The organism is Chitinivorax tropicus (assembly GCF_014202905.1).
GTDB classification, from domain to species: Bacteria; Pseudomonadota; Gammaproteobacteria; order Burkholderiales; family SCOH01; genus Chitinivorax; species Chitinivorax tropicus.
The window spans coordinates 1-21,869 of sequence record NZ_JACHHY010000007.1; the positions used below are offsets into that span (position 1 = coordinate 1).

At 56.7% G+C, this 21,869-nt stretch carries 22 protein-coding genes; 9 read left to right on the forward strand and 13 right to left on the reverse strand.

Translation table 11 applies throughout. The features are described from left to right. Positions 1-183: 183 nt before the first annotated feature. The 4 genes from HNQ59_RS06640 to HNQ59_RS06655 form a co-directional block, all read right to left on the reverse strand. Positions 184-765, reverse strand: a complete 582-nt coding sequence (locus HNQ59_RS06640; protein ID WP_184036834.1) for a sugar transferase — start codon at positions 763-765, stop codon at positions 184-186. Next, positions 765-1,706: an NAD-dependent epimerase/dehydratase family protein gene (locus tag HNQ59_RS06645; protein ID WP_184036838.1), complete on the reverse strand. Its 942-nt coding sequence runs from the start codon at positions 1,704-1,706 to the stop codon at positions 765-767. Before HNQ59_RS06645 ends, HNQ59_RS06640 begins: the two co-directional genes overlap by 1 nt. After that, positions 1,703-2,428, reverse strand: a complete 726-nt coding sequence (locus HNQ59_RS06650) for a glycosyltransferase family 2 protein (protein ID WP_184036841.1) — start codon at positions 2,426-2,428, stop codon at positions 1,703-1,705. Before HNQ59_RS06650 ends, HNQ59_RS06645 begins: the two co-directional genes overlap by 4 nt. Positions 2,429-2,598: 170 nt before the next feature. Then, positions 2,599-4,050, reverse strand: a complete 1,452-nt coding sequence (locus HNQ59_RS06655) for a M48 family metalloprotease (RefSeq protein WP_184036844.1) — start codon at positions 4,048-4,050, stop codon at positions 2,599-2,601. Between the two features lie 175 nt (positions 4,051-4,225). Between HNQ59_RS06655 and moaC the strand changes: the two genes are divergently transcribed. Next, entirely contained in the window at positions 4,226-4,702 is a 477-nt protein-coding gene (gene moaC, locus HNQ59_RS06660) for a cyclic pyranopterin monophosphate synthase MoaC (protein ID WP_184036847.1), read from the forward strand. Between the two features lie 100 nt (positions 4,703-4,802). Here the strand turns inward: moaC and HNQ59_RS06665 are convergent, their stop codons facing one another. Next, positions 4,803-5,567 carry a HesA/MoeB/ThiF family protein gene (locus tag HNQ59_RS06665; RefSeq protein WP_184037212.1) on the reverse strand — a complete coding sequence of 255 codons (765 nt, stop codon included), beginning with the start codon at positions 5,565-5,567 and terminating at the stop codon, positions 4,803-4,805. A 49-nt stretch (positions 5,568-5,616) separates the two neighbouring features. After that, the gene (locus HNQ59_RS06670; protein WP_184036849.1) at positions 5,617-6,102 is read right to left on the reverse strand and encodes an Lrp/AsnC family transcriptional regulator; all 486 of its coding nucleotides are present in this window, start codon (positions 6,100-6,102) and stop codon (positions 5,617-5,619) included. Positions 6,103-6,226: 124 nt separating this feature from the next. Here HNQ59_RS06670 and phhA point away from each other — a divergent pair, with 124 nt between their 5' ends. The 3 genes from phhA (at position 6,227) to HNQ59_RS06685 (ending at position 8,267) form a co-directional block, all read left to right on the forward strand. Beyond that, entirely contained in the window at positions 6,227-7,117 is an 891-nt protein-coding gene (gene phhA / locus HNQ59_RS06675) for a phenylalanine 4-monooxygenase (RefSeq protein ID WP_184036851.1), read from the forward strand. A 113-nt stretch (positions 7,118-7,230) separates the two neighbouring features. After that, on the forward strand, positions 7,231-7,521 hold the full coding sequence (locus HNQ59_RS06680; RefSeq protein ID WP_184036853.1) for a 4a-hydroxytetrahydrobiopterin dehydratase: 291 nt from the start codon (positions 7,231-7,233) through the stop codon (positions 7,519-7,521). A gap of 44 nt (positions 7,522-7,565) precedes the next feature. Further along, complete coding sequence (locus HNQ59_RS06685; RefSeq protein WP_184036855.1) at positions 7,566-8,267, forward strand: SDR family NAD(P)-dependent oxidoreductase; 702 nt, start codon at positions 7,566-7,568, stop codon at positions 8,265-8,267. A gap of 59 nt (positions 8,268-8,326) precedes the next feature. Here the strand turns inward: HNQ59_RS06685 and HNQ59_RS06690 are convergent, their stop codons facing one another. Next, a complete protein-coding gene (locus HNQ59_RS06690) occupies positions 8,327-9,769 on the reverse strand; it encodes an aminotransferase-like domain-containing protein (protein ID WP_184036857.1) in 1,443 nt (480 codons plus the stop codon). Positions 9,770-10,878: 1,109 nt separating this feature from the next. Here HNQ59_RS06690 and HNQ59_RS06695 point away from each other — a divergent pair. The 3 genes from HNQ59_RS06695 (at position 10,879) to HNQ59_RS06705 (ending at position 13,166) form a co-directional block, all read left to right on the forward strand. Next, entirely contained in the window at positions 10,879-11,646 is a 768-nt protein-coding gene (locus HNQ59_RS06695; RefSeq protein WP_246490885.1) for a PEP-CTERM sorting domain-containing protein, read from the forward strand. Positions 11,647-12,204: 558 nt separating this feature from the next. After that, complete coding sequence (locus tag HNQ59_RS06700; RefSeq protein ID WP_184036859.1) at positions 12,205-12,522, forward strand: hypothetical protein; 318 nt, start codon at positions 12,205-12,207, stop codon at positions 12,520-12,522. A gap of 26 nt (positions 12,523-12,548) precedes the next feature. Continuing rightward, positions 12,549-13,166, forward strand: a complete 618-nt coding sequence (locus HNQ59_RS06705; protein ID WP_184036862.1) for a glutathione S-transferase N-terminal domain-containing protein — start codon at positions 12,549-12,551, stop codon at positions 13,164-13,166. 220 nt (positions 13,167-13,386) lie between these two features. On the opposite strand, the gene miaA is transcribed toward HNQ59_RS06705, so the two are convergent. The 6 genes from miaA to HNQ59_RS06735 form a co-directional block, all read right to left on the reverse strand. Next, complete coding sequence (gene miaA / locus HNQ59_RS06710) at positions 13,387-14,343, reverse strand: tRNA (adenosine(37)-N6)-dimethylallyltransferase MiaA (protein WP_184036865.1); 957 nt, start codon at positions 14,341-14,343, stop codon at positions 13,387-13,389. Between the two features lie 15 nt (positions 14,344-14,358). Further along, entirely contained in the window at positions 14,359-15,138 is a 780-nt protein-coding gene (locus tag HNQ59_RS06715) for a hypothetical protein (RefSeq protein WP_184036868.1), read from the reverse strand. After that, complete coding sequence (mutL, locus tag HNQ59_RS06720) at positions 15,138-16,991, reverse strand: DNA mismatch repair endonuclease MutL (RefSeq protein ID WP_184036871.1); 1,854 nt, start codon at positions 16,989-16,991, stop codon at positions 15,138-15,140. The genes HNQ59_RS06715 and mutL overlap by 1 nt, the downstream gene beginning before the upstream one ends. A 176-nt stretch (positions 16,992-17,167) precedes the next feature. Further along, on the reverse strand, positions 17,168-17,995 hold the full coding sequence (locus HNQ59_RS06725; RefSeq protein ID WP_184036874.1) for a c-type cytochrome: 828 nt from the start codon (positions 17,993-17,995) through the stop codon (positions 17,168-17,170). A gap of 193 nt (positions 17,996-18,188) precedes the next feature. Further along, positions 18,189-18,665, reverse strand: a complete 477-nt coding sequence (locus HNQ59_RS06730) for a hypothetical protein (RefSeq protein WP_184036877.1) — start codon at positions 18,663-18,665, stop codon at positions 18,189-18,191. 139 nt (positions 18,666-18,804) lie between these two features. Next, positions 18,805-19,323, reverse strand: a complete 519-nt coding sequence (locus HNQ59_RS06735; protein WP_184036880.1) for a GNAT family N-acetyltransferase — start codon at positions 19,321-19,323, stop codon at positions 18,805-18,807. Between the two features lie 284 nt (positions 19,324-19,607). Between HNQ59_RS06735 and bioA the strand changes: the two genes are divergently transcribed. Further along, positions 19,608-20,915 (forward strand): adenosylmethionine--8-amino-7-oxononanoate transaminase, encoded by a 1,308-nt coding sequence (gene bioA, locus HNQ59_RS06740; RefSeq protein ID WP_184036883.1) that lies wholly within the window; start codon positions 19,608-19,610, stop codon positions 20,913-20,915. Positions 20,916-21,036: 121 nt separating this feature from the next. Beyond that, complete coding sequence (locus HNQ59_RS06745; RefSeq protein WP_184036886.1) at positions 21,037-21,702, forward strand: hypothetical protein; 666 nt, start codon at positions 21,037-21,039, stop codon at positions 21,700-21,702. The last annotated feature ends 167 nt before the right edge of the window (positions 21,703-21,869 follow it).

The window sequence follows — 21,869 nt, forward strand, 5'->3', positions numbered from 1 at the left end:
TTTCAGGATGCCAATGATCTGGACTTCGTTGAATCTCGCCTTGCGCATGTGAGCTCCTATCGCCCTCCATGCTAACTAATTCTTGGTATACCGTGATGGGGAAAGGTCAGTGTAGGAACCTTATTCTTGCAGGTTTGCACTCCTTCCATCTTCCCCTTTCTGCAAAACGTCAACAGCACCCAGTCAGCGTCTGGGGTGATCACCGGTTGATACGGCTGGCCGTACTCGATCCCCTAGCCCCTTGCCGGTTGCTGTCATCAAAATGTAGCGGAAGTAATTGGATAAAGTCAGCGTGCTGAGCATTTCGGCATCGACTTTAGCAAGCAGTTGAGGGGTAGACATATCAATGGCTTGCACTTGAGCCAATCCTGTAATTCCTGGCCTTGCTGCAAATACTTCAAGTTGGTCCCTGGCTTCAATCAGCTCGACTTGATTGAACAGACAAGGCCGTGGCCCCACTAGGCTCATCTCGCCTTTCAGTACGTTCCACAGTTGTGGCAATTCATCCAGTTTGCTTTTACGCAGGAACCGCCCAAATGGCGTGATTGCATTGGCATGCACCAGATGTGTTGCGACAGAGGCGGTATCTGCGCGCATGGTTCTGAATTTGATGAGGTTGAAAGCTTGCTTGTCTTTCCCAACACGTTGTTGGATGAATAAGGGTGAGCCAGTGTCAAACAGGCCGATCATATACAGCACGGCCATCACTGGCGAGGCCAGCACCAAACCCAATCCTGCCAATAAAAGATCCAGAAAACGCAACATCAATATTTACCCTCACGCTGTCGATACCACTCAGCCGTAGCGGCAAGCCCCTCTGCCATGCTGAATGGCGGTGACCACCCAAGCTCGCGTTGAATCGGCGCGATATCGACAGCTAACGATCCGATCAATCGGTCGACTGCGGCGCGCTTACCAAGCAAACTGCCCGCCCATTTCATCCATTGTACTGGGATGGGCATCAGATGGGCGGAATGCCCCATTGCGGTGGATATCCGACGAATCAATTCTGGTGTGGAAACATCGTCACCATCACTCAGCAGGTAAGTCTTGCCTGCTGCTGCTGGGTGTGTCATGCAAATTTGAATAGCATGGATGAGGTTGCCGACATAGATCAAGCTGCGGCGGTTGCAAATGGTACCAAATGGCAGTGGTAGCCGCCTCTCTACGGTCTGTAGCAGGCGGAGGAAATTGCCTTTGACGCCTGGGCCGTAGACAAGTGGTGGGCGCAGGATCACTACCTCCATGTCTGTCTCTGCGGCGATTTGCATCAGACCTTGCTCGGCTTTCCATTTTGATATCGCGTACGCATCAGTTGGATCAGCCAGGTCATCTGCGCAATAAGGCTGATCTCTTCCCTCGCCCAACACTTTTATCGAACTGAGAAAAATAAAGCGCTTCACGCCGGAGGCGGCACATTGGCGAGCCAGATTCAATGTGCCCAGTGTGTTGGCCAAGTGATAGGCGGCCTGCGATTCAGCTTGGCCCGATGAATCTGGCACTTTTGCAGCGGTATGGATGACAATAGCGATGTCTCTGGAAAGCACTTGGCTCCAATCCGTGGTGGCGTCCATCTCGCCTACTGCGATTTCTCCTGCTCTCGCATTGGCCCGCGTTGATCGGATAACCTTAAAACCAACTTCGTCTAGCTTTTTGCCCAGCGCGATGGCAACAAACCCCCGCGCCCCAGTAATCAGCGCATTCAACTTTTTCCCCTCAGATCCGCCGACGGGATGTTTGGTAAACGCCCACCATGTTTATAGAAGAAACGCATCATGCTGGTGATATGCCAGTATAGGTAACGGAATTTTCTCCTGCTGTCTCGTTGCGCCTCATGGATGATGGAAACCTTTGGGCAAGCAACAATTCTGATCTTTTGCTTCCACGCTCGGACGCAAATATCGACATCTTCGTAATAGAGGAAAAAAGCTTCGTCAAACCCTTTCAAACGAGCAAATGTATCATTTTTGAACAGCATGAACATGCCAGCCGCCCATTCGGGGAAGAATGCCGCCTGCCCAGGCTGAGCATGGTAACGTCCATCTGGACCACCTACTGCTTTGGACAGCAGCATCCAAGGCGTTGGAAAGCGTCGTAGACTGTCCTCCATCTGTCCCTTTCCTGACAATACCAACGGTACGCCCAGGCCCGCCCCCAAGCTGTCCATGGTCGCCAACAGGGTTGGAAAAGGATTGCCAGACAGGTGTACATCCGGATTGATCGGACAGAAGAAATGTAGCCTAGGGTCATTCTCAATGTGCCTGAAAGCTGCATTATGATTCGCCCCAAAACCTTTTGGGGATTCGTTCTGAATCAATAACACTCGCGCATCATCTGGCAATGCCAGCGTTTCAGGAACATTCAATGTGACAATCACCAGACCGACTTCTTTGCAATCCAGAAGCTCGGCTACCAGCGGGGGGATCATGGCGGCATGTCCATGGGAGATGATTGAGAGGGCGATCAAGATTTACTAATTTTTATGGTCAACGTCAATTTGCGGCAATTTACACGCTAAGGCAGCTCCGCACAAATCCCCCATTGGGTAAATGTCCCATCACTATATTGTCCAACATCCGAAAGATCATGAGCGGACTTTTAGAAGTCGCTCTTGGCTTTGTTCTGATCTTTGTCTTGTTGCAAAATCCGGCGAATCTCGCGCAATCTTGCTTCAAGGGCGGATTGCAGGTAGAAATTGCCTTTGGCGTTGTCCATGGCGATCTTGAGTTGGGTCTGGGTTTCCATTGGATTGCCCCGTAGCCAGAAATATTCCGCCAGCGCTTGGTGTTCGCGGGCGTTGTCTTTCAGTGCTTCATAGGCTCTGGCGCGGAGGTGGTATAGCCGGGCATCGCCGGGTGTCAGGCTATGCTGTTCATTGATCTTGTCCAAGGCTGACTGGGCTTGGTCTTGTCGTAACAGGGCCTCGATACTGCCGAGGGATAAGCCCGGGTTGCCTGGGTAGTGTTGTAGTGCTTCCTGATAGATTTTCCCGGCTTTGGCAGGTTGATTCAGCGCCAGCTGGATATCTCCTGCCAATGTTTCCAGCATGGGGTGCTGCCACCGTTTTCGCGCTTTGTTGATTTCGAGCTGCGCACGCTCGTATTGGCGGTCTTTCAGTAAGGCAAAGGCCAATCCATAGCGGTAGGCGATTTCCTGGGTGTATTTCTTCTCCGCCAAGGCGTAATCGTAATATTGTACGCTGGCTTTTCCACCATTTTGCATGACCCGCAGTTTTTCCCGGATCAGCAAGAAGTCTGTACTGTCAGGAATTTGCCGATATGGCAGCAGATCGACCCGGCTTTGGGTGTCAGCCACGCGCTCGGTGGTCAATGGGTGGCTTCTCAAATAGGGTAGCGCGTTGTTGTCCAGCAGTGAGTAGGCTTTTTGCATGCGCTCAAGAAAGCGTGGCATGGCACGCGCGTCGAAGCCGGCTTTGCTCAATGTCTGCAGGCCCAACCGGTCTGCCTCTCGCTCGTGGTCGCGGCTGTAGGCCAACGTGGCGGAGGCTCCCAGTGCCTGAGTTGCGGCGAGCACGCCCATGCCTGGGTCGGAATTGGTGGTGCTGCGGGCCGATAAGATGGCCAGTGCCATAGCGGCCAGTAAGGGCACTGATAGCTTGCTCTGTACTTCCGCCCGCCGGGCCAGGTGGTGCTGGGTGACGTGGGCTATTTCGTGTCCGATGACGCCAGCCAGCTCGGATTCGCTTTGAGCTGTCAGGAAAATGCCGGCATGGATGCCAATGAAGCCACCGGGCATGGCGAATGCGTTGATACTCTTGTCGTTGACCACGAAGAATTCGAATGGAATGGTCGGGTCTTGGCTGGATGCGGCCAGTTTGTAGCCAACGCTGTTGATGTAAGCCATGATATCCGGGTCATCCAGATACTCGTCACTGGCGCGGATTTCACGCATGATGCTCTCCCCAATCGACCGCTCCTGCTGCATGGAGAGGGTGGATTGGGAGGAGTCGCCAAGATCCGGCAGGCCGTCAGCCATGACAGTCTGCCAGCTGAAGCACGCCAGTACGATAAGGGAAGTCAGAGATCGCATGATGCTATGATAACGATTTTGGCTGTGGGTTCCGAGTCCATCTGTCACAGTCCGCCCCGGTTTTCGCTGGCATGCCGACCGTTTTGGCGGGTATCACCGGGAATCTGATCAGGAACAAGGTTGTCTCTGGATGAACCATGCCATATTAACTGCCAGCATGCCCAGGAAACAGATCATGAGCCAGGAATTTACACATTTTGACGCAACCGGCCAGGCCCATATGGTGGATGTGGCCAGCAAACAAGAAACGCATCGGGTGGCCCGGGCGGGTGGGCGGATCGTGATGCTGCCCGCCACGTTGCAGAAGATCCAGCAGGGTGATCATAAAAAAGGTGATGTACTGGGTATCGCCAGAATCGCCGCCATCCAGGCAAGCAAACGCACAGGGGATTTGATCCCGTTGTGTCACCCGATCCCCCTCACTCATGTAGCTGTTCAATTTGAGGTGGATGAACCCAGCTCTGCCGTGTTGTGTGAGGTAACCGCTGAGACAGTGGGGCGTACCGGGGTGGAGATGGAAGCCCTGACTGCTTGCAGCGTGGCGCTGTTGACTATCTATGATATGTGCAAGGCGGTTGATCGCGGCATGCAGATCGACGCGGTACGGCTGCTGGAAAAGCGGGGTGGCAAGTCGGGCGATTGGATGGCGTAGGTTCGCTACGTCATCTTGTCTGGGGATGCCGCTGGGGACAGGATTTTTCAAACCTGTCAGCAGCGCCAGATGCTTGATGGCGCACGGTGGTGCGCTCAGGTCAATTAGGGGTTGCTTGTCGGCGCTGGCAATGTAGGCAGGCTGGGTCTTGCTTGAAACGCATCTCACGCCAGGTCATGCTCCGCCCGTCCAATAACAGCAATCGACCGGCCAGTGTTTCTCCGTATGGAATCAATAACTTCAATGCTTCCGCAGCTTGCATGCTGCCGATGATGCCGACCAGTGGTGCGAAGACGCCGAACAGGGCGCAGGGGCCATCGTTGGCGTCACCCGTGTCTGGGAATAGGCAGTGATAGCATGGGGCTTGCGCCTGCCGGAGGTCAAAGACGCTGATCTGGCCATCGAACCGGACAGCTGCGCCTGACACCAATGGCTTTTTGAACTCACTGCAGGCGGCGTTTACCGCGTGGCGCGTGTCGAAATTGTCACAGCAATCCAGTACCACATCCGCTCCGGCGACCAGCGCCCGTAAATCATCTCCTGCCACGCGCTCTTGAATGGCCGTGACCTGGCAATCCGGGTTGATCTGTGCCAGCCGTGCTTTGATCGACAACGCCTTGTTCTGCCCGATACTGGACAGTGAGTGGGCTACCTGCCGTTGCAGATTGGTGGCATCGACAGTGTCATGGTCGCATACCGTCAGCTGGCCGACGCCAGCGGAGCCCAGATACAACGCGGCAGGTGAGCCCAGCCCACCCGCACCAATCATCAAAACTTTGGCATTCAGCAGATTCTGCTGGCCTTCCACCCCGATTTCATCCAGCAGGATGTGTCGGGAATAACGAAGCAGTTGGTCATCATTCATGGTGGCAGTGTAGCAGGCAGCGAACTGCTTGAGCATGATCTTGCGCAACTCAGGCGTGGCCCAATGGTAAAGGGGCGCTACGTTTGACTGGTTCCAGCGCAATGGTGGATTTGACGCTGCGCACGCTGGGCACGCACATCAAGGTATGCATCACAAACCGCGACAGTGAGGGTAGATCAGGCACCTGCACCCGTAGCCAGTAGTCGGCCTCACCTGACACCGCATAGGCTTCCAGCACTTCGGGCAGGTCTGCCACTGCACTGGCGAAATCACGCACCACGGCCTCGCCGTGATGATCGAGAAAGACATTGATGAACGCCAGAACGGACAGCCCTAAGCGCTCAGGGCGCAGATTGACACGGTAGCTGTCGATGACCCCGGCCTCTTCCAGACGCTGGATGCGCCTGCCGATCTGAGAGGGTGATAGCGGAATGGTCTGCGATAGCTTCTGGTGTGTGCTGCGCGCGTCATGTTGTAGGGCATCGAGGATCTGGACATCAAAACGGTCAAAGTTGATGCTGCTCATTATCTGCATTTGTTGTGGTCATGATGCGTCAATTATGCATAATTTATGATATTTATGCGAATATTGCGGCCAATCCGCATGGCGGTAAGCGTAGACTGTGCAGCCTCAATCATTGCAGGACGCGAGGCACGTCATGGATACGCATCAGCCTTACATCATTCCCGACATCACCATCCGGAAAAACGACGGCCTGGCCCATGCTGCGGACTACACCATGCCGCAGCCACTCGATCGCTACACCGCTGACGATCACGCTGTGTGGTGCTTGTTGTATGAACGCCAAATGGCGCTGCTGCCTGGGCGGGTGTGTGATGAGTTTCTGGTGGGGCTGGCGCAGATCGAGCTGGCATGTGATCGAGTGCCCATATTTGAGGAGTTGAATGTCCGGCTGAGGGCTGCAACAGGCTGGCAGATTGTGGCGGTGCATGGCTTGATCCCTGATGATGTCTTTTTCGAGCACTTGGCCAATCGTCGGTTTCCAGTCACCTGGTGGTTGCGTGAGCGCCACCAGATCGATTATCTACAAGAGCCGGATATCTTTCATGACCTGTTCGGCCATGTGCCGCTGCTGATGAATCCTGTGTTTGCCGACTATCTGCAAGCCTATGGCCGGGGTGGCATGAAAGCCAAGGCACTGGGTGCATTGCCGATGCTGGCCCGCCTATACTGGTATACCGTCGAATTTGGCTTGCTGAAGACTGCGGAAGGCTTGCGGATCTATGGTGCGGGTATTGTGTCCAGCAAGTCTGAGTCGATCCATAGCCTGGAAAGCACCAGCCCGAACCGCGTCGGTTTTGATCTGGAGCGGATCATGCGGACTCGTTATCGCATCGACACCTTTCAGCAGACATATTTTGTCATTGACAGCTTTGAGCAATTGTTTACGGCCACTGCGCCGGATTTCACCACAATCTATCAGTCTTTGCTGAGCCAGCCAGTCTTGGGTGCAGGCGCGCTGACCGAGGGGGATTGCATATTACAGCGAGGTGATCAACAGGGCTGGGTGGTGACGGGGGACGTGTAGACTGGCTTGGGGCTTGGCTTGCCGCGCGGCTTGCAATGCCAGTATGCTCAACTTGATGTAGGCGCCAGCCTGTTTTGCTGGCAGGTTCTTTTTTGATGACGAGGGCTCAAATCATGCTGGAACGACTGACACCCGAACAAAGCCAGCGGCTGGTCAGCGAGCTGCCTGGCTGGGCGCTGACCAATGATGGCAAAGGCATGGTCAAACAATTTGTGTTTGCCGATTTCAAGGCTGCTTTTGCATTCATGACCCAGGTGGCATTGCAGGCAGAGGTGATGAACCATCACCCTGAGTGGCGCAATGTCTATAACCGGGTCGAGATCGTCTTGACAACACATGACGTGGATGGCTTGTCCACGCGGGACAGGGATCTGGCTGATTATATCGAGCACATCACACGTTGAGCGCCGATCGGCCATGAAGCCATGACTACGAAACGGAGATCCAAATGAAGTCAACACTGACTGATAAGGTCATCGCCATCCCGGGTGGCTTTGGCTACCTGGGCAGCGCGATTGCGCAGGTGTTGCTCGCTGCAGGGGCAAAAGTTGCCCTGATCGGCTTGGTGCGTGGCGAGCTGCCTGCGACCGAGGCCAACCTGCTCGCCCTGCCGGGGGTGGATTTGACCGACCTTGTTGCCAGTACTGCGGCATTCAAGCAAGTCGCCGCCCAGTTCGGTGGCTTGGATGGGGTGGTGAATGTGGCTGGGGGGTTTCGCTGGGAGCTGGTTAGAAGTGGTGATATTGCAAGCTGGGACGCCATGTACCAACAGAATGTCCGCACCGCAGTGATTGCCTGCCAAGCCGCCTTGCCCTTGCTGCAAGCGCGTGGCATGGGACGGATCGTCAATATCGGCGCCAACGCGGCCACCAAGGCGGTTGCTGGCATGGGGGCTTATACAGCGTCCAAGTCAGGGGTGGCCAGGTTGACGGAAAGCCTGGCGGATGAGTTGAAATCGTCTGGTATCACCGTGAACGCGATTCTGCCTGCGATCATCGACACCCCTCAAAACCGTGTGGATATGCCCGACGCGGACTTCAGCCAATGGACCCCACCAGAATCGATCGCCCAGGTGATCGCTTTTCTGCTCTCTGATGAAGCACATGCCGTATCGGGAGCCTTGATCCCAGTGACCGGCGGACGCCCTTGAGCCACATTGACATTGTACCCCCGCACCTTGATTGGCCCAGTCAATGGGGGTGAAGGCGGTCAGCGCGGCAGATGGTTTTCCGCCAATTTACCCAGCCGCCGAATGGTGTGTTCGACTTCTGTTGTAAAAGGCAGGCCGCAGTTCAAGCGAATGTAGGTTTCGAACCGGATCAAGTTGGAAAACAGTGTGCCAGGGGCGATCAGGATGCCCGCCTGCAAAGCGTCCTCAAACAAACGGGAGCCGGAGATCGGCTCTGGCAGCTCTACCCACAACATCAGCCCACCTTCGGGCACCACCAACCGCGTGCCTGCCGGAAAATACTGTGCGACAGCTTCAGCCATTTGCTCCCGCTGGGCGCGCAATGTATGCCGCAGCCGTCGCAAATGGCGGTCATAGGCGGCAGAGTTCATGAATTCCGCTGCTGTCAGTTGCGACCACTCTTCGTTATGGCGCGATTGGGCGTATTTCAGCATCTCCACCTGATCGTGCCAGCGACCCGCCGCGATCCAACCCAGCCGCATGCCCGGAGCTAGCGTCTTGTGCAGTGACGCGCAGTGGATCACATTGCCCGTTTTGTCCCAGTGCTTGAGCGCCAGCAGCGGGATGTCACTGTTGGTCAGCGCGGTATAGGTATCGTCCTCTATCAGCGGAATGCCTTGTTGCATACAGAGCTCGACCAGCCGTTGCTTGTGTGCATCCGGCATGATTGAGCCCAGCGGGTTTTGCAGATGGGGCACGACCACGACCGCTTTGATGCTGTCGTGACTGCGTATGGCCAGCTCCAGCGCGTCGATCGACAAGCCCGTTTGGGGGCTGGTCGGGATCTCAAGGGCACGTAGACCTAAGCTTTCCAGCACCTGTAACAACCCATAGAAGGTGGGGGATTCCACCGCAATGGTGTCGCCTGGTTTGGTGACCGCTCGCAGGGCCAGGTTCAGCGCCTCGATACAGCCGTGGGTCACCAGGATGTCGGTTGGCGCCAGAGTCATGCCACTGGCCACCGCACGCCTGGCCAGCGCGACTTTCAAGGCCATATTGCCACTATGAGTACCTGCGCTGACCAGCAGTTGGCGGTGCTTACGTAATAGTCGGCTTGCGATCAGGTTCAGTTGTGCATGGGGATACAAGCTGGGCGCTCCGCGTGCACCAGACAGATTGCATTGGATCGGATAGCGTTGTCCTTGAGCGACAAAGTGCGACACTCGTGCCTGAATCCCGACAAAGGCCGCAGGATCGAGAGGTAATGCAGGATTGGGCTCGCGTGTGGGCGCCAAGGGCAATCGCCTGGGGTGTCTGACAAAGTAACCAGATCGTGGGCGCGCCTCAAGCCAGCCCTCGTTTTCCAGGTGCCGGCACAGCTGCAGCGCGGTGGTGAGACTCACATCATGCAAGCGCATCAACTCCCGAACCGAAGGCATCTTGTCACCACGAGCCAGTGAGCCAGCTTTGATTGCATCCAGATAACGATTGGCCAGGCGGCGGTAAAGCGGTTGTGTATCCATACCTAATCATGGTGTCAGGGTGGCTTGCCTGAACAGATATAGATTCCAACTATTCACACCATAACAGATTGATAAAAATACCATCTGTTATGGGATCATCACCATTCCCTGTCTCTGTCCTCGCTTTGCTTGTGTCACTAAGCTGTCCAGACATGATCGATGAAGATGGGAGGCGCAGGTATGGACGGCGATAAAGTGGTGGATACAGTTTTGCTCAACCCTGGACAAGGGATGGTTTGCCAGATCTTACGAGGGTCTGTCATCCAGGTGATGGCCGGGCAAATCGAGATTGGCTATGTGATCTGGATTGATGGCCGGCCCTTCACGCAATCACAGCACTTGAGCGCTGGGCAGGCGACGACATTTGGCGACACCGTGTGGTTGACGGTCCGTAACATCGACTCACATCCCAGCCAAATCCGCCAGGGATCAATATCCCAGCCCCATTTTCTCAAACCCCTCCTGCGGCTGTTATGGAGTTTGACCAGCAGCCTCGTGGCCAAATGCGCGTCATACAGCCGGCATCGATCATCATGATGGGGCGGTATTGGCCGACCGCAGCGGGATCATCCTGATCAACACGTCGATCAAACATTCAGAATACGTATAACTCTCCAGCCCTGTGTCATCCATGTCTGTGCCGGTGCAGAGTGTCGATCAAATTGCCACTGTCAGTGATGCTGGGGTGCCAAAAGTGAGGTAATGGGTTTTGTGTTGTATCTAATTATTTTTTAAAGAGAAAGTAAGGATTTGATGAAGCGTGCATTGTGCGGCGGGACGGGTTGTCCAGGCAGCGTGGGCACCGCTACGGTGACCGGCCGGAAAAATGGGTGGGCTTCGTTGTCGGTGTTGACTGCACCTTCTTCCGAATTGCAATCAGTAACTTAATGCATTTTGAATATACTGATGTAATTCTCATGCTATGAATATGTTATTGGTAATTTAACATGCCATTGTCAATAAGAGTTAAGTCGGAAATCTTTACACTTGTACTTTCGATCATTCCTTGTTGAATAAGGAAAATATTGATTCTGTATGTATTTCTTAAGCGAAAACCAACATGGCACGTGTTTTGCTTTTATATGCGTGCTTTCTACAAGGAGTTATATATGATCAAGGCATCAATCATTGCGGGAACCATCGCAATCGCAACAGTTTCCAGTTCCGCGTTTGCGGGTTTCATCAATGGGGATTTCGAGCAGGGCAATACCACCGGCTGGACGGTCGGCACAGGTAACCGTGCAACAATTTTGAATGCGAATCTCGACCCCATGGCTTTCTTGCCTGGTGGTAGCAAATTCAATGCAAACCGTGACAATTCCGCTATCGTATCTGGTGGTTTTGCCCCGCATACCGATAACCAGCTGAAGCAGGTTTATGCAGGTAATCATTCCATGCGAGTGGAAGATGTGCTCAACGGTGGATACGCTTCTGTCATTACGCAGAAGGTGGGCAAGTATCAAGATAAAGACATTTTCTTTGCCTGGGCGGCAGTACTTGAGGGTGCGCATGACTCAAGAGAAGCAGCGACGTTCAAGCTGGTTCTGCGTGATGAAACCCGTGGACTGAATCTGATCACCCGTGAATACAATGCTGATCAAGCGGGTGGTGGCGTGGATAAATTGTTCTCCAAATCGACAGATGGCTATTTCTACACTTCATGGCAAGTTGAGCAGCTGAGCCTGGATGCCGCCGCTCAGGGAAATGACATTTCCCTGACCCTGCTGGCAGCAGACTGCTCACAAACTGGCCACGGTGGCTGGGTGTACCTGGATGGCTTTGGCCAAAGCGCACCTTCAGATGTGCCCGCACCTGGCGTCCTGGCGCTGATGGGTCTGGGCCTGTGTGGTTTGGCTGCAGCGCGCCGTAAGCGCTGATCGCTTCGACAGACTAGGCTTTTCATTTGGTCTCGTCTGGCAGATGAAATTAAGCCGGGTTACCCGGCTTAATTTTTCTCTTTCGAACATGCTATATGGATGTTCACTCTCTGGCGCGAAAATGACGTTCTGCTCAATGGTGTCTGAGCTCCGTAGCTTTGTCGAGCGCTGATCTGTCTGATGAGCTGCCTACCTTGTCCTGCCTTGCTGGATGGGCAATTCCTCATTGTCAGTGCTTGGCCCGGTGTCGGTACGTATATCTCTCGAATTCAGCTTGATCCACCTGATCCACAAGGCATGTCTTTGCCGATATGGATATAGTCGAATTGCCGATAGTTATTTGGCATTAGCGGGTTCATATCGATATTGTGCGTTTTGGGCTCGCTCTTGCCATGTCGCCAAGTAGATGATTGTGTAATCAGCCTTGCAGTCACACGCCCACCACACGCTATGTAAGGGATTGCCCCTGATCCTCAATGGGCCATGTTGCTGCTACTCTTGATCGAGCACCTACCTCCCACCACCCTGACGTCAGGCTGACAACAAGCGAGGCCCATCATGTATGCCATACTGGACACCCTGCAGACTTGGCCGGATGAATCATTACTGAGATTGATCGATCATTTGAAGTGGCATGGTTGGGTGACGGATGAAGATCGCCTGGGCCTGTCTTCCACCATGATTGAGCATTGGGATGCGGCCTGCACTGGATATCTGCGCGCTGTCGGCTATGCCGGTGCTGATCTTGGTCGGGTCGGGTACTTTCAGCCAGGGTGGGGGGCGATCTATGCTCTGTACGACTCGGTACAGTTCGATGCAATGTCTGCACGTGAGCACCTGATTCTGCTCGGCCAGCGGCTGGCTGAGTCTCTCTGAAGTTGATCAACTTGAAAGGACAGTCTGTGAAAATCTATGGCACCTCAAACTCCCGTTCGACCCGTGTTCTGTGGGTGGCGGAAGAGGCTGGCATTGCTTACGACTATGAAAGTGTGGACCTGAAAAGCGGAGCGGCCCGTAGCGAGCCTTATCTCTCCATCAACCCGGCAGGGAAGGTGCCTGCGCTGGTCGATGGTGAGTTGGTGCTGACAGAGTCGGCGGCCATTTGCAATTATCTGGCGCATTGCGCACCTCAGTCCGGGCTGTTGCCGCCGGAAGGCACTAAGGAGCGGGCATTGGTCGATCGCTGGAGCTACTTTGCGATGACAGAAATGGATGCGCCGCTGTGGGTCATGACCAAGCATACCTTCATCTACCCGGAGGATATGCGTGTCCCAGCCATCGTGACCGTGGCGATGGGTGAGTTTGCCCGTGCGGTGGGTGTTTTGGACAAGGGCTTGGGAGAGCGGGAGTTCATCGTTGGTGATCGCTTCACTGTTGCGGATGTGCTGCTGGGGCATTGCTTGAGTTGGGCGAAGGCATTTCAGGTGCCGATCGAATCAGAGCGTGTCATGAGCTACGCCAAACAGCTGTGGTCACGTCCGGCCTTGGCGCGTGCTAGGGAGCGCGAAACCGTAAAGTGACGTGACGGTTTGCTGGTTGATGATCTGATCAGCGCGAGGGTGCAAGTCCTGGCGCTGCGGGCTTGGCTAGATAGTTGAGTGACAGCCATGCCAACAGCGCCCAAAGGCCGCTTAATGGGTGGCTATTGGCAGGTTATCGTCCGACGGTTGTCTTGCCTTTTCCTGATTTCACCTGCATACCCCTGCCGAGGCAGGGTTTGGTGCCTGTTGTTTGCCCGGTTCACGACTGGGACGCTGTCGACAGGGCTCTTGCCACATGTTGCGCCACCTGCTCGATCAAGTCGGGCGCCAAACAATCCAATGTTGTCGTATCGACCATGGCGCGGAGCCAGGTCATCTGCCGCTTGGCCAATTGCCGGGTCGCGAAAATGCCTTTATCACGGAAGGTGGCGTAGTCGGTGTCGCCCGCTAAGTGCTCCCAGGCTTGGCGATACCCCACGCAGCGCATGGAGGGTAGATCCAGGTGCAGACCTGGGTAGCTGGCCTGCAGCTGTCGCATCTCACCGAGAAAATCATGTGCCAGCATCTGATCAAAGCGCTCGGCAATGCGCTGATGCAGCACTGCGCGGTCGCTGGGCATCAGAGCCAGTTTGGTCAGCCGGTAAGGTAGCGGCTGGCTGGTTTGTCGTGCCAGATGAGCGCTCATGGGCTCGCCAGTCAGGCGCCAGATTTCGAGCGCACGCTGGATGCGCTGTGAATCGCCCGGTTGTAGGCGGGCTGCAGTGTCAGGGTCGATTTCCGCCAGCTTGGCGTGCATGGCCGGCCACCCCAGCAATGCTGCCTCTTCATCCAGCTCGGCGCGGGTGGCAGGGTCAGCTTCAGGCAGGTTGGATAGCCCATGCTCCAAGGCTTTGAAGTACAGCATGGTGCCACCCACCAGCATCGGCACCTTGCCACGGGCGGTGATGTCAGCCATCAGGCTGAGGGCATCGGTGCGGAATTGTGCTGCGGAATAGGCTTCCAGTGGGCTGATCAGATCAATCAGGTGATGGGGGGCACGCGCAAGTGTGGTGGCGTCTGGCTTGGCGGTGCCGATGTCCATGTCGCGGAATACCAGTGCTGAATCAACGCTGATCAGCTCGATCGGCAGCTGTTGAACCAACTCAACGGCGGCGCCGGTTTTGCCGCTGGCAGTGGGGCCCATCAAGAACAGGGCCGGGGGAAGCAAAGGAGGCATGGATAGTGTCGGTCATCAATCAGAAGTGGTTGGCTCCAGCCGCCGTAGCAGGTGGCTGATGATCAGTGCGGTGCTGATCGACAGGGCGACCGCCAGGCAGAAGGCCCAGCCACCCAGGTCTACCAGCCCCAACCCTACGGTAATGGCAAAAGCCCCCAGGCCAGTCATGCCGGCGCAGAAGCCTTTCAGTTGCACCAGCAGGGCATTCCGGCCAGCGGTGGCAAAGGTAAAAGCAGGCATGACCGAGCTGGCCACTGGGAAGACGGTCAGCACCCCGGTCAGCGTAGTGCCCAGTCGGCTGGCCAGGGTTGTCAAGACCACCACCAGCAGCAGCGCAGCGCCCATGCGGGCGGCCAGCTCGGCCTTGGGGAGATGGGTGTCTGTGGGTGGGGCGACAGGATGCGGCACCAAGCGGGCGGCCAAGATCAGCGACAGCATGGCCGCAACGCTCACCCAAGCCTGATCTGCCTGCCCCATCACCACCAAGCCCAGACCAACCACGAGAAAGCCTGCCCAGCCGATCAATAGACTGGCCAGCCAACCGAAGCGCTGGCTGGCCAGGCCAAACAGCAATATGTGGGCGGCGATGCCAAGCAGGCCCGCCGGAATGGCCCGAGCGGCAGCGGCGGCAAAGCTCGCGCCATGTTGCAGCCACAAGGCCAGAATGATTGGCCCCGCCACCATCGGCAGGCCGCCAAGAAAGCCTGCCACTGCTTGGCCCCAGCGTTTGCCAGCCATGCTGGCGAGGCCGATGAACATCGGTGCGCCAAACAGCTTGATGACCAGCAGCTCCATCACTGTCCTCGCATGAACAGTTTGTCTAGCTCGTTCAGGCTGAGTTTGAACCAGGTCGGGCGGCCATGGTTGCATTGTCCGGAGCGCTCCGTGGCCTCCATGTCGCGTAACAGCGCATTCATTTCCGGTACGGTCAACTGGCGATTGGCTCTCACCGCGCCATGGCAGGCCATGGTGGCCAACAGTTCGTTTCGGCGCTCGGTCAGCACGCGGCTGGCGCCTACCTCGCGGATGTCCTGCAGCACGGCGCGGGCCAGCTCTGCGGCATCGGCCTGTTGCAGCATGGTTGGCACCGCGCGCACGGCCAGATGCGTGGGGGACGCTACACCGATCTCGAAGCCCAATTGCGGCAGCAGGTCACCTTGTTCCTCCACGGTGGCCACATCCAGTCGATCAGCCTGGAAAACGACTGGAATCAGCAAAGGCTGCATGGATAATTCGTCTGCATCCAGCGCATGTTTCAAGCGTTCGTAGACAATGCGCTCGTGTGCGGCATGCATATCCACCACCACCAGCCCCTCGTTGGTTTGCGAGAGGATGTAGATGCCGTGCAGCTGCGCCACGGCATAGCCCAGTGGAGGGACGATGACTTCCTCGGCGGGGCGCTCCAGCAGAGCGGTATCATGCTGTCCGGGCCAGGAGGTGGTTTGCAGGCTGCCAGGGTGGCTGTTGGGGGTAGGATCGCCGCCCTTGATACCGCCAAACAGGGTCTGGTAGAAATTGCGCGGCTCGTAGGCGGCCAGCGGCATCTTGGTCTGCTCGAACCGTGGCTGATAGGGTTGAGAATGGCGCTGGCCCGAGCCGGGTGCCGCGCTGATGGTAGCGGGTGCTCCGCCATCGTCGGCCTGCATGGCTGCCGCGCCAGCAGTGGTGCTGGCCAGGGCTTTATGCAAGGCATGGAACAAGAAGCGATGAATCGGCTGCGATTCCCGAAAGCGGACTTCGATTTTGGTCGGGTGGACATTGACATCCACGCCCTCAGGGTTCAGCTCGAAAAACAGTGCATAGCAGGCGTGCCGATCATGGTGTAGGACATCTTTGTAGGCTTCGCGGATGGCGTGAGTGACGACTTTGTCGCGCACAAAGCGACCGTTCACATAGAAATACTGCGCGTCCCGACTGGACTTGGACACGGTTGGCGAGCCCGCCACGCCGTACAGGCGCAGACTGTTGGCGGATTCATCCAGCAGCAGGCCCGCCTGCACGAAATCCTTGCCCAGAATCGCCTCGACACGTTTCTCAAGTGTCTGTCGTGGTAGCCGCCATTGCGCCTTGGCATTGTGAAACAGGGTAAAAGCCACGTCGTGGTAGGCCAGCGCCATACGCCGGAACATCTCTTCACAATGAGCGTATTCGGTGGCTTCGCTTTTCAGGAATTTACGACGGGCCGGTGTGTTGTAGTAGAGGTCATTCACCTCGACCCGCGTGCCTGCTTGCAGGGCGGCGGGTTGCGGGTCGCTGATCTGGCCTTCCAACGTATCCACCTGCCAGGCCATGTCGGCCCCGGACAGACGGCTGGTCAAGGTCAGTCGTGACACTGAGGCAATGCTCGCCAGCCCTTCGCCGCGAAACCCCAGGGTGCCGACTTGTTGCAAGTCTTCCAGCGAGCTGATCTTGCTGGTGGCGTGCCGTGACAAGGCCAGGGCCAGGTCTTCCTTGGCCATGCCGCTGCCATTGTCGGTGACCCGCAGCAGCTTGATGCCACCTTGTTGCAGATCGACCTGGATCTCGGTTGCACCGGCATCCAGGCTGTTTTCCAGTATCTCTTTCAGCGCGGACGCAGGCCGCTCCACCACTTCGCCTGCTGCGATCTGGTTGATCAGGTGGTCGGGAAGAAGGCGGATGGCTGGCATGGAATCAATGATGACGACGAAACCGTCATTATACCAGCCGATCTGCTCCGCTTTGCCTCGCCCGTGACTTGGGGGTGCAGTTCAGGCTGCCAAGTGATTTTTGCCTGCCCCTGGCTGCGTGGCCGCGTTGCTTGGCCACGCTCTGCACGCCTTGCCCATGGTGCCTTGCAGGCGGCTCATTTCACCTTGCGGGTGCTCATGTGGCGCAAATAGGCCAGGAGGTCGGTCAGGTCACGTTCCGACAGGGTTTTCTCATCCACGGCGGGCATGGCCGAGCGCTCCCAGTGGCGCAGCTTCTGGGGGTTGCGGACCAGGGTGCGCAGGTAGGGCGCCCGGAGGTATTCGGTTGGGTTGTGGGGGATATTCAAATCCGGCGCCAGGTTTGCGTCCCCTGCTTTGTTCAGCGAGTGACAAGGCAGACAATGCTGTTTGAACTGAGCAAACCCGTTGCGGATCGGGCTGTTGGCCGGCAATGTGGCGGCGGGCTGCAGCTGGGGGTAGCGGATTTCCACGGGTTGGACGCGCTCGATGCGGGCCAACTGATAGGGCCACATTTCTGGCGTGATGCCGCTCTTCTCGGGGCTCAGCCAGACCACATACAGCGGGCCTGCCGTACCGGGCTTGCCTGGTTTGACGGGTGGCCAGGGGGCATCGTCCGTTTCAATCGCCAGGTACGGCTCTGCTTTGCCCTCGGCCAACAGCAGGCTGGCTGACAGCGTGACGGCAAAGCCATCGGACGCGGTGAATTTCAGGCTATCGCTGGCTTGGATACCGGCTTTTTTCAACAACGGTTGCAGTGGCACAGCCTGATAGCGCATGGCTTTGTGATAGCTGACATCATTCGGCACATCAATCTCACGCAAACCCGTCTCAGCCAGCAGGGCCTGTTTTTCGTAGGCTTGCTGATATTGCTCGTTGGCAATGGACAGGACAGGGGTGGCGAAAGACAGACTGCTACAGGTGAATAAGGCTGCCGCCAGGGCTTGTTTCAACAACGTGTGCATGGGTGATCCCGTTCTTGTCTGAAATTGAGGCGACAAGATCATAGAACAAGGCTGCGCGGGGCGGATAGCCTTGTGTAAACGTCGTTATTTGCTGATTCAGGGATGTAGCAGATGCAACAAGGCCAAGCCAGGCGTCCGCTCAAAACGGCCATACTCAGGCATTTGCGGGGCGGTCATGCTTTGCGGGTCGTGATCACAGGCCGTGGCTGCCCGCAACGGCCCCCAGGATGGTCAACAAGCTGATCGCCAACAGAACACCATGCAGGCGTTGAACCAATCGGAAGGTTGCCGCTGGCGATTGGCTGGCGCGTCGGCTGAACCAACGATGCAACCAGAGTGGCTCCAGCACGAACAGAATCAAGCTGAAGATCGCCCAGATACCCACCATGGCGTGCATCCACCAGTAGTGTGGATCAGCGAATCGTCCCCATAAGCCCAGCCGCTCGACCAGGAAAAAGCCGCTGATACCTGTCAGCAGCGTGGTGGCCTGCGCAATGCGGGCAAATCGATGTTCGATCATTTCAAACATCGGCGCTTGCTCGGCTGGCTGGAACCGTTGGCGGATGGCGGGCAGGATCACCAATGTGACCATGGCCACACCGCCAATCCAGATGACCACGCCCAATACATGAAGGGCGCGGGCAAGGGCGAGTAAGGCGTAGTCTGACATGGGGGCGGCTTGGGTGGTGAGATGGCGTCATTGTAGATGACCGGGCTGGTTGCCACTTTGTGTTGAATCAAGCCCCGCTCTGCACCGGAAGCAGTACTCATGGCCAGCTGCCGGTGGTGGCGAATCCACCTCTACGGGTCTACAGCTGCTTGTAATACAGCGAAGTGGGCCGCAGCTGGCCATCTGGAGAGCAGGCAAAGTCAGGAATCACCCCTGCAAACTGGTAGCCAGCCTGTCGATAAAAGCCCTCCGCCGGGGAGCCGGTTTCCGTATCGAGGTACAGCAGTCGACGGTGTAACGTGGCTGCTGCTTCCTCCAGTGTCTTGACTAACGCATGGCCGATGCCCATGCGGCGGGTGTCGGTGTGAACCAGCAGCTTCTGCACTTCCGCGCGGGCCAAGCCGTTTTCACGCTGACAAAGATCCAGTTGGATGGTGCCAACGATTTTGTCATCACACATGGCCACCCACAGCCAGCGGCTGCCATCCTGCAAACTGGCTTCCAGCCCGCGCCAGTATTGGCGTGCGCGGGTCGCATCCAGGGTGGCTAGGAAGCCGACCGATGCACCATGATGGACCGCATCGATCAGCAGCGCGATCAACTGGGGTGTCGCTTCGTGGAGCGTAGTGTGGCTTAAGCGGACAATTTGTAAGGTCATGATGTCATCCAATCAGTGGCTTTTTTGTATGCCATCCATACCAAGCATGGTTTGTGCCAACCGTGTGAAAGGGTATGGATCAGGCTTGGTATGCCGCGATTCGGTCAGTAGGCGGCAGAGTGAGCAGGTAACTGGATGCGGCGTGGCACCAGATTGGGGCACTGGAATACGGATCTGGCGAGGGTTGTGCGGCCAGATGCCATGATCATGACGCCCACAGCGATCAAACAAGGCGAGGCGGGCATCGGTTAGAATGGCTTTTTGATTGTTTCAGGGCGATTTGAATGACTGAGAACGAAGCATGGCTGACACGTAGCAAGCAGGCCGTCTGGCACCCGTGCACCCAGATGAAGCGCCATGAAACCTTGCCGCTGGTACCGATTGCGAGAGGGGAGGGGCCTTGGCTGTTCGATTTCGATGGCAATCGTTATCTGGATGCCGTATCGAGCTGGTGGGTGAATCTGTTTGGTCATTGCAACCCTCGCATCAATGAAGCCATCAAATCACAGCTGGATACGTTGGAGCATGTGATCCTGGCGGGCTTCACGCAGCAACCGGTCGTGGAGCTGTCAGAGCGGCTGGCCAAGCTGACGGGGCTTGGGCATGCGTTTTATGGCTCGGATGGTGCATCGGCCACGGAAATCGCGCTGAAGATGAGCTTCCATTATTGGCGGAATGTCGGCCTGTCGGGAAAAGTCGGTTTTGTCAGCCTGCAGAATAGCTATCACGGCGAAACGTTAGGGGCTTTGTCGGTGACCGATGTCGCATTGTTCCGCGATACCTATGCCCCCCTACTGCGGCAAAGCCACCAGGTGCGAAGCCCCGATTGGCGCCTGGCCGAGCCCGGTGAATCAAAGGAAGCCTATGCCGAGCGCTGTGCTTCCGAGCTGGCTGACTATCTGGCGGCGCACCATCACACCACTGCGGCGTTGATTCTGGAGCCGCTGGTGCAGGGCGCCGCTGGAATGGGCATGTACCACCCGATCTATCTGCAGCGGGCTCGGGCGCTGTGTGATCAATACAACGTCCACCTGATTGCAGACGAGATCGCGGTGGGGTTTGGGCGTACCGGCACAATGTTTGCCCACGAGCAGGCAGCAATCAAGCCAGACTTCATCTGCCTGTCGAAAGGCATCACCGGTGGGTATTTGCCATTGTCGGTGGTGTTGACGACCGACACGGTCTACCAGGCGTTTTACCATGATGAAGTGACCCGTGGTTTCCTGCATAGCCACAGCTACACCGGCAATGCGCTGGCGTGCCGCGCGGCCTTGGCAGTGCTCGATATCTTCGAAGAAGAGGATGTGATTGCCTCCAATCGCATACGCGCTGCTTGGTTCACCGCGCTGATGGAGCCGATCCGCCGCCATTCCAAAGTCACGCATTTCCGGCAGCTGGGCATGATCTGGGCAATGGATGTGCTGACCGATCAACCAGACTTTGCCAATCGCTGTTTCCAGCAGGCCCTGCAGCAAGGCGTGTTGTTGCGTCCAATCGGGAAGTCGCTGTATTTCATGCCACCCTATGTGGTGGATGGCGAGGCAGTCAGCTTGTTTGTCAGCACAGTGCTGTCGATACTGGATCAAGTTTGATCCACGGGCTCTGATTGTGTGTTGCGGCCATGTCGATGGCATGGCGGCTTTGTTTTACCATTCATGCAACTTGGCATGTTTTGCATGGTCAATGTGTGCTTGCCATCCTTGATTCGGTGTCATGGGTACAGTCAGTTTACAGTCAACTTTTTTGAATGATGATCCCGTTCCTGCCGTACCCTGGTATCGGACAGGGAGCGGGCTGCTGATTTCGCTGTTGCTGCATGCGGCGTTGCTGGTGTTATGGCAGGGGTGGCAAGCGAAGCCCCCGGCTCTCGCACCTGCCCAGCGCATCATCGAGCTGCGCCTGCAACCCATTGCCAAACCAGCTCCACCCCCCGCTGTTGATTTGATCCCACCGCCCCAGGCGCCTATTGCAACCACTACACCCAAGCCCGCGCTTACCCCTACCCCCGCCAAGCCGACACCCGCCAAGGCTGCTGCCGCCACCGCACGTATCGCCCGCCCAAAGACAGAAGAGGAAGAACAAGCAGTACCCGAGGCACCCTCGCGTGCAGCACCGATTCAGGCTGATCTGGCACCAGCTGCCGGACATATCGATCTGGAGGCGGCCAAGCGGATCGCACGGGAAGCGGGCCAGGAAGGGAGCAAGTCAGCACCCCCAGCCTATCTGGCGAAGCCTGCGCCGGAGCGCGAAACTGCGCTAGGGAAGGGCATCAACCAGTCGGAACGTGCCGATTGCCGTGAAGCCTATGCCGGGCTCGGATTGCTTGCCGTGCCGTTACTGTTGAAGGATGCCGCCACCGGCGGTGGCTGCAAGTGGTGATGGGTATCGTTTTACCGACAGTGCCCGTGTCGGGTCATGCCTGCAGCGCCCGGTTTGGCAGCCCCGCATGGCTGTTTTCAATGCACCCTCCATTCAAATTTCCCACCTGATTTGATGAATCATTTTGTACATCTCACTGAGATTTGAAATCGATTTCACATGGCCGA

Excerpts from the sequence above, each read along its gene's own strand:
- HNQ59_RS06640 (WP_184036834.1), bottom strand. The coding sequence starts at position 765 with ATGTTGCGTTTTCTGGATCTTTTATTGGCAGGATTGGGTTTGGTGCTG.
- HNQ59_RS06650 (WP_184036841.1), bottom strand. The coding sequence starts at position 2,428 with ATGATCCCCCCGCTGGTAGCCGAGCTTCTGGATTGCAAAGAAGTCGGT.
- HNQ59_RS06655 (WP_184036844.1), bottom strand. The coding sequence starts at position 4,050 with ATGCGATCTCTGACTTCCCTTATCGTACTGGCGTGCTTCAGCTGGCAG.
- moaC (WP_184036847.1), top strand. The coding sequence starts at position 4,226 with ATGAGCCAGGAATTTACACATTTTGACGCAACCGGCCAGGCCCATATG.
- HNQ59_RS06665 (WP_184037212.1), bottom strand. The coding sequence starts at position 5,567 with ATGAATGATGACCAACTGCTTCGTTATTCCCGACACATCCTGCTGGAT.
- HNQ59_RS06670 (WP_184036849.1), bottom strand. The coding sequence starts at position 6,102 with ATGCAGATAATGAGCAGCATCAACTTTGACCGTTTTGATGTCCAGATC.
- phhA (WP_184036851.1), top strand. The coding sequence starts at position 6,227 with ATGGATACGCATCAGCCTTACATCATTCCCGACATCACCATCCGGAAA.
- HNQ59_RS06680 (WP_184036853.1), top strand. The coding sequence starts at position 7,231 with ATGCTGGAACGACTGACACCCGAACAAAGCCAGCGGCTGGTCAGCGAG.
- HNQ59_RS06685 (WP_184036855.1), top strand. The coding sequence starts at position 7,566 with ATGAAGTCAACACTGACTGATAAGGTCATCGCCATCCCGGGTGGCTTT.
- HNQ59_RS06690 (WP_184036857.1), bottom strand. The coding sequence starts at position 9,769 with ATGGATACACAACCGCTTTACCGCCGCCTGGCCAATCGTTATCTGGAT.
- HNQ59_RS06695 (WP_246490885.1), top strand. The coding sequence starts at position 10,879 with ATGATCAAGGCATCAATCATTGCGGGAACCATCGCAATCGCAACAGTT.
- HNQ59_RS06700 (WP_184036859.1), top strand. The coding sequence starts at position 12,205 with ATGTATGCCATACTGGACACCCTGCAGACTTGGCCGGATGAATCATTA.
- miaA (WP_184036865.1), bottom strand. The coding sequence starts at position 14,343 with ATGCCTCCTTTGCTTCCCCCGGCCCTGTTCTTGATGGGCCCCACTGCC.
- HNQ59_RS06715 (WP_184036868.1), bottom strand. The coding sequence starts at position 15,138 with ATGGAGCTGCTGGTCATCAAGCTGTTTGGCGCACCGATGTTCATCGGC.
- mutL (WP_184036871.1), bottom strand. The coding sequence starts at position 16,991 with ATGCCAGCCATCCGCCTTCTTCCCGACCACCTGATCAACCAGATCGCA.
- HNQ59_RS06725 (WP_184036874.1), bottom strand. The coding sequence starts at position 17,995 with ATGCACACGTTGTTGAAACAAGCCCTGGCGGCAGCCTTATTCACCTGT.
- HNQ59_RS06730 (WP_184036877.1), bottom strand. The coding sequence starts at position 18,665 with ATGTCAGACTACGCCTTACTCGCCCTTGCCCGCGCCCTTCATGTATTG.
- HNQ59_RS06735 (WP_184036880.1), bottom strand. The coding sequence starts at position 19,323 with ATGACCTTACAAATTGTCCGCTTAAGCCACACTACGCTCCACGAAGCG.
- bioA (WP_184036883.1), top strand. The coding sequence starts at position 19,608 with ATGACTGAGAACGAAGCATGGCTGACACGTAGCAAGCAGGCCGTCTGG.
- HNQ59_RS06745 (WP_184036886.1), top strand. The coding sequence starts at position 21,037 with ATGGGTACAGTCAGTTTACAGTCAACTTTTTTGAATGATGATCCCGTT.